Annotated in this window: 9 protein-coding genes, 1 tRNA gene and 1 pseudogene; 10 read left to right on the top strand and 1 reads right to left on the bottom strand. The window is 34.5% G+C overall.

The genetic code is table 11. The annotated features are described in order from the left end of the window. Positions 1–6: 6 nt before the first annotated feature. The 6 genes and pseudogenes from J3U36_RS07550 to serC all read left to right on the top strand — a co-directional run bounded on the left by J3U36_RS07550 (position 7) and on the right by serC (position 7807). Positions 7–1470: an aminoacyl-histidine dipeptidase gene (locus J3U36_RS07550; RefSeq protein WP_267378789.1), complete on the top strand. Its 1464-nt coding sequence runs from the start codon at positions 7–9 to the stop codon at positions 1468–1470. 182 nt (positions 1471–1652) lie between these two features. Further along, positions 1653–2663 (top strand): N-acetyl-gamma-glutamyl-phosphate reductase, encoded by a 1011-nt coding sequence (gene argC, locus J3U36_RS07555; protein ID WP_267378786.1) that lies wholly within the window; start codon positions 1653–1655, stop codon positions 2661–2663. A 71-nt stretch (positions 2664–2734) separates the two neighbouring features. After that, positions 2735–3514 carry an acetylglutamate kinase gene (gene argB, locus J3U36_RS07560; RefSeq protein WP_267352278.1) on the top strand — a complete coding sequence of 260 codons (780 nt, stop codon included), beginning with the start codon at positions 2735–2737 and terminating at the stop codon, positions 3512–3514. Between the two features lie 122 nt (positions 3515–3636). After that, positions 3637–4854 (top strand): annotated as a pseudogene (locus J3U36_RS07565) (argininosuccinate synthase); the annotation flags it as partial. 291 nt (positions 4855–5145) lie between these two features. Further along, entirely contained in the window at positions 5146–6522 is a 1377-nt protein-coding gene (argH, locus tag J3U36_RS07570; RefSeq protein WP_267378782.1) for an argininosuccinate lyase, read from the top strand. A gap of 199 nt (positions 6523–6721) precedes the next feature. After that, positions 6722–7807, top strand: coding sequence for a 3-phosphoserine/phosphohydroxythreonine transaminase (gene serC, locus J3U36_RS07575; RefSeq protein WP_267378779.1), 1086 nt, complete (start codon positions 6722–6724; stop codon positions 7805–7807). Positions 7808–7860: 53 nt separating this feature from the next. Here serC and J3U36_RS07580 read toward each other — a convergent pair whose 3' ends face one another. Beyond that, positions 7861–8220 carry a DUF4156 domain-containing protein gene (locus J3U36_RS07580; protein WP_267378776.1) on the bottom strand — a complete coding sequence of 120 codons (360 nt, stop codon included), beginning with the start codon at positions 8218–8220 and terminating at the stop codon, positions 7861–7863. 221 nt (positions 8221–8441) lie between these two features. On the opposite strand from J3U36_RS07580, the gene J3U36_RS07585 reads away from it, so the two are divergent. The 4 genes from J3U36_RS07585 (at position 8442) to J3U36_RS07600 (ending at position 11735) form a co-directional block, all read left to right on the top strand. After that, positions 8442–8518: transfer RNA gene (locus tag J3U36_RS07585), tRNA-Ile, on the top strand. An 886-nt stretch (positions 8519–9404) separates the two neighbouring features. Further along, positions 9405–10946, top strand: a complete 1542-nt coding sequence (locus tag J3U36_RS07590) for a phage tail tube protein (protein ID WP_267378773.1) — start codon at positions 9405–9407, stop codon at positions 10944–10946. A 37-nt stretch (positions 10947–10983) separates the two neighbouring features. Next, complete coding sequence (locus J3U36_RS07595) at positions 10984–11403, top strand: hypothetical protein (protein ID WP_267352273.1); 420 nt, start codon at positions 10984–10986, stop codon at positions 11401–11403. A gap of 26 nt (positions 11404–11429) precedes the next feature. Beyond that, positions 11430–11735 (top strand): hypothetical protein, encoded by a 306-nt coding sequence (locus J3U36_RS07600; protein WP_267378770.1) that lies wholly within the window; start codon positions 11430–11432, stop codon positions 11733–11735. Positions 11736–11783 lie beyond the last annotated feature (48 nt).

Consider the following 11783-nt stretch of genomic DNA (forward strand, 5'->3'; position numbering starts at 1 on the left):
TATATTATGCTTTCCACATTAGAGCCAAAATTTACTTGGCAGATTTTTAATGATATTTGTAAAATTCCACATCCTTCACATCATGAACAAATGATAACTAAATATATTGTTGATTTTGCCAATTCTCATCATATTGCTTATCAAATCGATAAAGCAGGGAATATTTTGTTAACAAAACCAGCAACCAAAGGTTTGGAACATTGTCCTTCAATTGCGTTACAAGCTCATATGGATATGGTTCCTCAAAAAAATGAAGGCACAGTACACGATTTTTTGACTGATCCTATTCAAGCTTATGTTGACGGTGAATGGGTCAAAGCTAAAGGAACAACTTTAGGAGCTGATAATGGTGTTGGGCTGGCTTCGGCATTAGCCGTTTTAATTGATCCGACTGTTGAGCATGGGCCGTTAGAAGTGCTTGTTACCACATCAGAAGAGACCGGTATGCACGGGGCATTTGGTCTTCAACCTAATTGGCTTAAAAGCAAATACTTAATTAATACCGATTCTGAAGATGAAGGTGAAATATTTACAGGATGCGCTGGAGGCGTTGATTTTACCACAACGTTCGCGATTACTTATGCTGTTATGCCTGAAAAACATGATTGTTATATGCGTATCTCATTAAAAGGTTTAAAAGGTGGGCATTCTGGATGTGATATTCATCTTGGGCGAGGTAATGCCATTAAACTTATGGCAAGGTTTTTGGCTGAGTATGCTCAGGATTTTTCATTTCGATTGGCGGATATACAAGGTGGATCATTACGAAATGCAATCCCAAGAGAAGCATTTGCGGAAATTTCATTGAATAAACAAGATTTACCTAAGCTTGAGTCAATCATTCAGCAATACAAATCGACCTTAAAAAACGAATTAGGTAGCGTTGAACCAAATATTGAAATAAATTTGAGTGATGTTGATGAAACTAAAGTTAGACGTGTGTTAACAACCGAGCATCAAAACAAAATCATCAATTGGTTGAACTCAGCACCAAATGGTGTGGTGAGAATGAGTAATCAAATACATGGCGTCGTTGAAACATCTTTAAATTTAGGCATTGTGAATATCAAAGAGAATCAACTCTATGTAAATTTCTTAATCCGTTCACAAGTAGATTCAGCTAAAGATGCGGTTGTTTCGACCTTAATTTCATTGAGTCAATTAGTAAATGCAAATTATGAAATTAGTGGCGGTTATTCTGGTTGGGAACCGAAATTAGATTCTAGTTTGTTGCAACTTGCAAAAGACAAATATCATGAACTTTTTTCGCAAAAAGCAAAAATTATGGTAATACATGCTGGGCTAGAATGTGGTCTATTTAAGCAATCTTATCCTGATATGGATATGATTTCGATTGGGCCAACAATTGTATCTCCTCATTCCCCTGATGAAAAAGTGAATATTCAAAGCGTTCATCGTTATTGGGATCTACTTATTGCAATTTTAAAATCAGCAACACTTTTAAAATAGTATCAATTTAAAAAACCTGCGGATCGTCGTCGGCAGGTTTTTAACTGTCTTAAACATTATTTTAAATCGATAAATGAAATTAAATTCATAAAAAGTGAATAAAAATTCATTTTAGGGCTTGTGTCGGTTTAATAAATAACCTACTATATATTCATTATTTAATAATAAATTATAGGAATGGTATGTTAAAAGCGGTTATTGTTGGAGCGAGTGGTTATGCAGGTGCAAAATTAGCCTATTACTTGACTAAACACCCACATGTTGAACTTGTTGCTTTAGCGGTTTCAGAAAATAGTCAAGATGGGGGAAAGCTTATCTCAGACTATAATCTTCATCCTCAATTAAAAGGGGTGGTTGATTTACCTTTGATTGCAACCTCAGATTATTCTTTTTTAATTAATGATATCGATTTGGTATTTTTGGCAACTGAGCATGCTGTTAGTCATGCTATCGCCCCGTATTTTTTAGAGCACGACTGTACGGTTTTTGATTTGTCGGGTGCTTTTCGTGTTAATTCTTCCTCATTTTATCAAGATTTTTATGGTTTTACTCATCAACATCAACAATGGTTAGACCAAGCGATTTATGGTTTAGCCGAATGGAATTTTAAGGCAATTAAACGAGCAAAATTAATTGCCGTTCCCGGTTGTTATCCAACGGCCAGTCTGTTACCTTTAAAGCCATTAATTGAAGAAGATTTAATAGATAAATCGCAATTACCTGTCATCAATGCGGTAAGTGGAGTAAGTGGTGCAGGGCGTAAACCTTCACATAATAATTTATTTTGTGAAGTCAGCTTACATGCCTATGGATTATTTACTCATCGTCATCAACCTGAGATTGCAACGCATCTAGGTCAAGAGGTCATTTTTACTCCTCATTTAGGATGTTTTAAACAAGGTATTCACGCAACGATAACCTGCCTTGTAAAAGCCAATGTGTCTTCTAATGATATTCTTTCGGCTTTAAATAAGTATTACAGCGATAAGCCTTTAGTTAGAGTTTATCAAAAAGATTGGCCAGCTTTAAAAGCTGTCGTTGGATTACCTTATTGTGATATAGGATTTGTTTTAAAAGGACGACATTTAATTTTAATTTCAGTGGAAGATAACTTATTAAAAGGTGCAGCAGCACAAGCTGTGCAGTGTATGAATATTCGATTTGGTTTTGATGAAACAACTGCGTTACTTTAAAAATTGGGATATTTATCGATAAATTAAGATGAATAGCGGTTAACGATAATCTAAGTTAATAGGGAATTGAAATGAAACCATTAATTATTAAGCTTGGCGGCGTACTACTCGATAATAAAGATGCACTCAATAAATTGTTTTTAGTTATTCGTGATTATAAACAGAATTTTAACCGTCCTTTAATTATTGTACACGGTGGGGGCAGTGTCGTTGATTCCTTAATGGATAGGTTATCGATCCCCGTTGTTCGTCGTAATGGATTAAGGGTCACACCGGCAGATCAAATTGATGTGATTGTTGGTAGTCTTGCTGGTAGCGCAAATACCACTTTACTCTCTGAAGCTAAAAAACAGCATATACCAAGTATAGGGCTCTGTTTAGCGGACGGTGATAGCGTCAAAGTTAAGCAGATTTCGGAAGAGCTTGGGTATGTTGGTGAAGCTCAGGCTGGGGATCCAACTTTAGTGAATCTTCTAATAAAAAATGGTTATTTGCCGATCGTAAGTTCAATTGGTATAACAGATGAAGGCCAAATGATGAATGTTAACGCTGATCATGCAGCAGTGGCGTTAGCTAAAACATTAGATGCTGATTTAATTTTGCTTTCTGATGTAGTTGGCGTTTTAGATGAGAATAAACAGCGCATTGAATCATTAACACAATCACAAGCTGATCAACTTATCGCTAATGGGGTGATTACTGATGGCATGATAGTTAAAGTTAATTCTGCATTTGAAGCTGCTGAAGCGTTAGGCAGGGGAATTGATATAGCAAGTTGGAAAGAACCGGATAAACTGATTGAATTATTTAATGGAAAATCCGGTATAACGGGCACAAGAATTATTGCTTAAATAGCGATCAGATATTATATTACATCGGTTATCATTATAACTGTTTTAAGAAAAAAAGTGATGTAGGTTTCAAGATTTTTTAACTTATTCGTCGATCGTCGTTAATTAAGAAAGGGTATAACATGAAAAAAAGTAGCACAAAAAAGGTCGTTTTAGCCTATTCAGGTGGTTTAGATACATCCGCTATTATTCCTTGGTTAAAAGAAAATTATGGTGGATGTGAAGTTTATGCGTTAGTGGCTAATGTCGGTCAAGATCCAAAAGAATTGAAAGATGTAGAAAAGAAAGCCAAAGCTTCTGGCGCTGTAGCATGTAAAGTGGTCGATTTACGAGAAGAATTTGTTAAAGATTATGTTTACCCAGTCTTAAAAACCGGTGCTTTATACGAAGGAACTTATTATCTTGGTACATCAATGGCACGTCCAATTATTGCTAAAGCACAAGTCGAATATGCGTTAGAAGTTGGCGCCGATACGCTTTGCCATGGTGCGACAGGTAAAGGTAATGACCAAGTTCGTTTTGAAACAACTTATACCGCGCTTGCTCCCCAATTAAAAGTGATAGCACCTTGGCGTGAGTGGGATTTACGCTCACGTGAAGCCTTAATTGACTATTTAAAAGTAAGAAAAATACCAACAACCGCAACGGTCGAAAAAATTTACAGTCGTGATGAAAATGCTTGGCATATCTCAACCGAAGGTGGCGTTCTTGAAAGCACTTGGAATCAAGCAAACGCAGATTGTTGGGCTTGGACGGTTTCTCCTGAAGATGCACCAAATAAACCTGAACTTGTGACTATTGGTATTGAAAAAGGTGAGGTAGTTTCAGTTAATGGTAAAAAACTTTCGCCTTACAACTGTGTTGCCACATTGAATAAAATTGGTGCTAAACATGGAGTTGGTCGGGTCGATATTATTGAAAATCGTTTAGTAGGAATCAAATCACGTGGTTGTTATGAAACGCCTGGTGGTACTATTATGATGACCGCTTTGCGAGGGCTTGAGCAGTTGATTTTAGATCGTGATAGTTTCAAATGGCGTGAGCAGTTAGGTCTTGAAATGGCTTATGTTGTTTATGATGGTCGTTGGTTTGCCCCTTATCGTCGCTCTATTCAAGCAGCAGCCGATGTGTTAGCTGAGGATATGACAGGTGAAGTTGTGGTGAAGCTTTATAAAGGCAGTGCTACCGCAGTGCAGAAAAAATCACCGAATAGCTTATATAACGAAGAGTTTGCTACATTCGGAGAAGATGAGGTTTATGATCACAGCCATGCTGGTGGTTTTATTCGATTATTTTCTTTATCTTCACGCATTCGAGCATTGAATGAAGAAAAGAAAAAACAGCCAGCTAAAAAAGCTAAAGCTGCTACAAAAACATCTGATTCACCAAAAAAGGTAAAAACGGAGAGTAAAGCTAAAGCAGCAACCAAAGAAGTAACTAAATCTAAAACAACAAAAAAATCGGAAAAGTAATTTTTTGATATTGATCTAGATAAGTGAGATAAAAGATATATATAGGCTATGTCCTGTATATATCTCTTTTATAGTCTGTTAGCTATTTTATACAAAATAAGAACAATAAATTCAGATTGTTTAGCAATTAAAATTGATTAATAAATATTTGAGGTAGGTATGGCATTATGGGGTGGGCGTTTTAGCCAAGCAGCAGATCAACGTTTTAAACATTTTAATGATTCTTTGCGCTTTGATTATCGTCTTGCTGAGCAAGATATTATTGGATCTATAGCTTGGTCTAAAGCATTGGTCACGGTTAGTGTCTTATCCTATGATGAGCAAAAAAAACTCGAAAAAGCCTTAAATGAATTATTAGTCAGTGTTCAACACAATCCTCATCAAATTTTAGAAAGTGATGCTGAAGATATTCACAGTTGGGTCGAACAAAAATTAATTGAAAAAGTGGGTGATCTTGGTAAAAAATTACACACAGGACGAAGTCGTAATGACCAATCCACTACTGATTTAAAATTATGGTGCAAATCTGAAATTCAACAGTTGATTTCAGCCATTAATCACTTAAGACAATCTTTAGTTAATACGGCTGACAAGCATCAAGAGACTGTGATGCCAGGTTACACCCATTTACAACGAGCACAACCCATTACATTTGCGCATTGGTGCCTTGCTTATTATGAGATGTTAACGCGTGATGTAAGCCGTTTACAAGATACGTTAACACGTTTGGATGTGAGTCCATTAGGTAGTGGGGCACTAGCCGGTACCGCTTATCCAATGGATCGGGAGGAGCTTGCAAGCTGGTTAGGGTTTGCTCAAGCAACAAATAACAGTTTAGACGCTGTTTCTGACCGTGACCATATTCTGGAATTATTAAATAACACTTCAATTGGTATGGTACATCTATCACGTTTTGCAGAAGATTTGATTATTTTTAATAGCGGTGAAGCTAATTTTGTTGAATTGTCTGATCGTGTTACATCGGGTTCTTCATTGATGCCTCAAAAGAAAAATCCGGATGCTTTAGAGTTAATTCGAGGAAAAGTCGGGCGAGTTGTGGGGGCTTTAACTGGTGCAATGGTCACTTTTAAAGGATTACCGCTAGCTTATAACAAAGATCTACAAGAAGATAAAGAACATCTGTTTGATGCTCTAGATACATGGCTTGAATGCGTAGATATGGCCGCTTTAGTATTGGAAGATATCAAAATTAATAACGATAGATGTCGAGAAGCCGCCAAACAAGGTTATTCAAATGCGACTGAACTGGCAGATTATTTAGTTGCTAAAGGTATACCATTTCGTGAAGCCCATCATATTGTGGGTGAGGCCGTGGTCGGTGCTATCGCTAAACAAAAAGCTTTAGAAGAACTCTCATTAGAAGAACTAAAAGCGTTTAGTTCGGTAATCGACAATGATGTTTACCCAATTTTGTCTTTAGCATCGTGTCTTGCCAAACGTTGTGCAAAAGGGGGCGTATCACCAGACCAAGTAAAAATGGCGATTGAAAATGCTAAACGACAATTAGCAATTTAATTGCTCATCCCACCTGTTGAGCCAGTATTTTGCTGGCTTTTTATATTATCACTGTTTTTATTACTCAATAATCTTATCAAATATACAAAACAAATTTGACGGCGATTATTCAAAAAATCTTGATAAAAATCTGATTGTATATCTTGCCAGACAGTGTAAAAATGTATGTCTATTTTTTGAAGGATTAAAGTGAATTGCAATGAGTAAGAGTTATAACTTTAGTGCAGGTCCGGCTAAAATACCTGCTGATGTTTTACAACAAGCACAGGCTGAATTATTAAATTGGCAAAATACGGGCGCTTCGGTGATGGAATTAAGTCATCGAGGCAAAGAGTTTGATCAATGTGCGATTGAAGCAACTAATGATTTGCGTGATATTTTAAAAGTACCCAATAATTATAAAATATTATTTTGTCAGGGTGGGGCTCGCGCACAATTTGCAGCTGTTCCTTTAAACATTTTAGGGAATAAAACCAGTGCTGATTACATCAATAGTGGATATTGGAGTGAATGTGCAGCTAAAGAAGCAAAAAAATATTGCAATGTTATCGAACAAAATATTGTTATTAAACAGGCAGGAATTACATCAGTTAAACCTATGTCTGATTGGTATTTAAATAGTGATTCGGCATATGTCCATTATTGCCCAAATGAAACCATTGATGGTATCGAAATATTTGAAGAACCTAATTTTGACAATAAAATTGTAGTGGCTGATTTTTCTTCTTGTATTCTATCTCAACCTATTGATGTTAGCCGTTATGGTATCATTTATGCAGGTGCCCAAAAAAATATAGGTCCTTCAGGAATTACCATTGTTATTGTCCGAGAAGATCTTCTTGGTCATGCTAAATCTATTCTGCCTTCCGTTTTAGACTATAAAGTGTTGAACGATTACGATTCTATGTTTAATACTCCGCCAACCTTTGCTTGGTATATGTCAGGTCTAGTTTTTAAATGGATTAAAAAACTTGGCGGATTAGAAGCGATGGCAAAACGCAATCATGCTAAAGCGCAACAACTTTATCAATTTATTGATCAGTCAGACTTTTATCGAAACACTGTGGCTAAAAATAATCGATCCATCATGAATGTAACGTTTTTATCACCCAATGAAGAGTTAGATAAAAAGTTTGTCAGTGAAGCAACGCAAGCCAATATTATTGGTATAAAAGGGCATCGTATTGCCGGTGGAATGCGAGCATCAATTTATAATGCGATGGATATTGAAGGTGTGAATTACTTAATTGAGTTTATGAAACAATTTGAAGCTCAAAATGGATAATTAAAATTAATTTTGTGAATAAAGAAGGGGAGTATTTCCCCTTTTAATCAATCTTAATTACAACGATAAACATCACCAACCATAACCGCATCAGTTGGTGCAACATCTGAGATATATTGTAATGATGCATCTTGAGCATCATATATCACATTTCCCCCCATAGTGGCAGCTTTGTTCATCAAATCAGATGCAGCATCACGTATCAGTTCGCTATGTGTTTTTGTACCAGAAAAAAATGTTCCACGACGTCCTTCTGCTTTACCTAACAGTTGGCAATTAGCCGTTGGTTTAGTATCAACAAACTGAACTTGACGCCCAGCTTGGGTAAGCTCATATTGAGAATTACTACATGCATTTAAAAATAACGCTGTAGACACTGTTAAACTAACTAATAATAATTTTTTGCAAGACATAATATTTCCTCAGCCATTAGAACAACAGAACATTAATTATAACCTAAAACATTGTAACAGGTTAATGGGTTTAAAAATATCAGTTATTAAAATCCAAAGTATCCAATAGATTAAAGATTAAGAAATAAGCAAACCGACTTAATTTATGCATTTAACTATAGCAAAATCGATTTAAGTCTATTATAATCGCAACCCTACTAACTTAGTAGCACATCACTAAAGGCCCCTTAGCTCAGTTGGTCAGAGCAGTCGACTCATAATCGATTGGTCACTGGTTCAAGTCCAGTAGGGGCCACCATCATAAGAATCAAGCAAATTTATAAACGTTCAAAAAAACATTATTTATTAAGTCATCCATATCTAATCGTAAAAGCATCCATCTTTTTTATCAATTTTGATTCGAAAGTTAGAACTTTAAGTTGAATCATTAAAAATTATTAAAGTGAGCTTTATCGGCAATTTATTTTTAGCATAAACGAAAATTGAACTTATGTTTAAAAAATTATTTTATTAATTTAATATATTTATAATCATATAGTTATCTATTTTATGTTAATGAGATATATGTATTTTTAATTAAATAAAACCGATAATTTAGCCTGATTAATTGACACCGTACATTTTTGGTGTATAATTAACCTAAGCTAAGATAATTTTATTTAAAGCCCCGCTATAAATAGTGGGGCTTTTTTATTACTCGAAAACATTAATGGGTTACTAAAATAATAATTTCCCGTTTTTTAGTTGATAGAAATGAAATTAATAGTTTATAAAATATTTCAGATTTATTTTTTATATGATCAATGCCAAATTATTTAAAAAGGAGGTTTTCAAAAAACGTAAACAAATAATTAATTTTATCTTACTAACAGTGTCATCAGTATAAAAAAGATGTTATATCTTTTCTTACAACTTTTTAAGTTAACATAAGTAACGTTTTCAATTTTTAGATTTAAACCTTAAATATCATCTCCATCGTGAGTTTATTCAAACTCTCAACAACTTTCTAATAATACAATCTCAAAAAATTAAATCAGAAATCTCATCAGTATATTAGATGAATTGATAGCCTCAATTCTAACGATTTATTTAGAAATACTGATAATCAACCACCGCAAAATAGCAATATTTTCAATTGTTATTTTGCAAATACAACTAAAACATTTAATTAATTAGGAACTAATATGAATACAACAAAAACAATTGACAGTAATGTTACAAGTTTATACATCGCAGAAGAAGATGATTTAAAAATACTTCCTAGCAATCCTGTTTGGCATGGTATCGAAGTAAATAGCTATAGTGATTTCGGCGGTTCTACAACCTTACTACAGCGAGAAACGATCAATCCTTCACGACAAAATCAAAAGGGCAAAATTGTTGATATTGATGCTTCAGCAGGTTTTAGCCTTGATATGACTAAAAATATTTTTCCATGGCTAATGCGAGGCTTCATGTTTGCAGAAGCAAGAGAAAAATTTACAACTCAATCACTTAGCGGTAAAACATTACCTATTAAGAGTGTATCAAAAGGTTATAATTTTCCAGATAGTAATAAATTACCGCAAAAATTACTGACAGGCACGATTATTCATGCTTCAGGGTTTAGCAATTTTGCAAACAATGGTTTAAAAATTGTATCTTCTTGCTCTGAAAACAATATTTCTACTAACTCAAGTACACCACAGCTAGAAGAATTGAATCCGCCAGCAAGCGCAAAAATTTCTGCGGTAGGTTTTAAATTCAGCTCAGGTAGTTGTTCAATGGAAGTTAAAAAAGGAACATTACCTAAATTGGTTTCCACTTCGACTGATTTAACTAAACTCGGATTAATTGAAGGTGAATGGATTTGGGTTGGTGGTGATGCATCGGACTCTTATTTTCCAAAAAATAGAGGTTGGGCAAGAATAACCGAAATTACTGCGAAAACAATAACTTTTGATGATACCGACTTTGTGCCTGAAAATGATACCGGTGCTAATATTAAATTAGAAATCTATTTTGGAACGGTAATTAAAAATGAAAAAGAACAAAATAAAATTGTTAAAAAAACCTATTGTTTTGAACGAACACTCGGTTCAGTTAATAACGAAATTCAAGCCCAATACGTAAATGGGGCAGTTGCAAATGAATTAACCATTAATATGGGTTCAGCGCAATATGTTACTGCAGATTTGAATTATGTTGGATGTAATTCTTTCACGAAAAAAGGGAAGGATCGAATTATAGGTGAACGTTTAGAATGTGATAAATCATCACCTTTTAACGCAACTTCTAATATTTATCGACAAAAATTAAGTATCAATGATACCAAAAGTTCAACACCAAGTGCTTTATTTGCTTATGTTACTGATTCCAGTTTAGCTATTTCTAATGGTGTTACAGGAGTTAAAGGACTTGGAATTTTAGGAAGCTTTGATGTATCTGTTGGTAATTTTAGTGTAACCGGATCAATTACCGCATACTTTTCTTCAGTTGATGCGATAGAAGCGATTCGAAACAACGCAGATGTTGGCTTTTCGACAATTTTAGCTGCGGAAAATTCAGGCGTCATTTTTGACATTCCTTTATTAGCGTTAAGTGGTGGTATGCCTAATATAGAAAAAGATCAGAAAATTACGATACCACTTGAGAAAACAGGGGCGGAAAACAAACATGGTTACACAATGATGTATCAAACATTTGAATACCTTCCTGATTCAGCCATGCCATATGTTAACGTTTAATTATATTAATCATAATTGTGCTTTTTAGGAGAAAAAAATGAGCTTATTTGAACAATTTGAAACAGATAGAAATAAAGAAAAAGATGGGGTTCCAGTGACTTATGGAGCCAATAAAGATGGAACAATTCCAACGTTCTATTTAGCCCGAATGGGAGGCGTAAATTCTAAATACTCAATGTTAATCAAAAAACTAACTAAACAATACAAAAGACAAATACAGTTAGATTCTTTGCCAGAAGATAAAGTCATTGAAATTTCGATGCAAGCTTTTGTTGGTGGTGTACTAAGAGGCTGGGAAAACATACAAGGACGTGACAATAAAATTATACCGTTCACTTCTGACAATGCAATTAAGCTCTTAACTCAGTTGCCAGATTTATTCAATGATTTAATTGCACAAGCAAGTGATATTGATTTATTTAAAACGGTTGAGCTGGAGAAAGATATAAAAAACTAATTGAAGTCCTTGAATATCAACTTGATATGAATGGAAAGGACGAAGAGATCATCAGAATGTCTCAACAAATGGGACAAGCAATTCCAGATAAAATCAAAAATAAACCCGAACTTGACGAACATCTTGAATTTTACTATCAAGCTTTTCTCGATTTAGATACGACACGTTCACATTCAATGGGCCCAACACCTATTTCATGGTTAGCAATCATTGAATACGCTCGGTTTTATCAATTAGATAATGAAGATACGAATGATTTTGTTTATCTAATACGTGAAATGGATAAGGTAAATTTAAAACATGTTAATCGGGCTTTTAAATCAAAAAACTAAGTAACATTTTTTAAAAGTAGATGATTATTTATCTTTATTAAGCTTAGT

The organism is Gilliamella sp. B3817 (genome assembly GCF_026536705.1).
GTDB lineage: Bacteria > Pseudomonadota > Gammaproteobacteria > Enterobacterales > Orbaceae > Gilliamella > Gilliamella apicola_I.

Bases quoted from the DNA above. Each gene is read 5' to 3' on its own strand.
- J3U36_RS07550 (WP_267378789.1), top strand. From the start codon at position 7: ATGCTTTCCACATTAGAGCCAAAATTTACTTGGCAGATTTTTAATGAT.
- argC (WP_267378786.1), top strand. From the start codon at position 1,653: ATGTTAAAAGCGGTTATTGTTGGAGCGAGTGGTTATGCAGGTGCAAAA.
- argB (WP_267352278.1), top strand. From the start codon at position 2,735: ATGAAACCATTAATTATTAAGCTTGGCGGCGTACTACTCGATAATAAA.
- argH (WP_267378782.1), top strand. From the start codon at position 5,146: ATGGCATTATGGGGTGGGCGTTTTAGCCAAGCAGCAGATCAACGTTTT.
- serC (WP_267378779.1), top strand. From the start codon at position 6,722: ATGAGTAAGAGTTATAACTTTAGTGCAGGTCCGGCTAAAATACCTGCT.
- J3U36_RS07580 (WP_267378776.1), bottom strand. From the start codon at position 8,220: ATGTCTTGCAAAAAATTATTATTAGTTAGTTTAACAGTGTCTACAGCG.
- J3U36_RS07590 (WP_267378773.1), top strand. From the start codon at position 9,405: ATGAATACAACAAAAACAATTGACAGTAATGTTACAAGTTTATACATC.
- J3U36_RS07595 (WP_267352273.1), top strand. From the start codon at position 10,984: ATGAGCTTATTTGAACAATTTGAAACAGATAGAAATAAAGAAAAAGAT.
- J3U36_RS07600 (WP_267378770.1), top strand. From the start codon at position 11,430: ATGAATGGAAAGGACGAAGAGATCATCAGAATGTCTCAACAAATGGGA.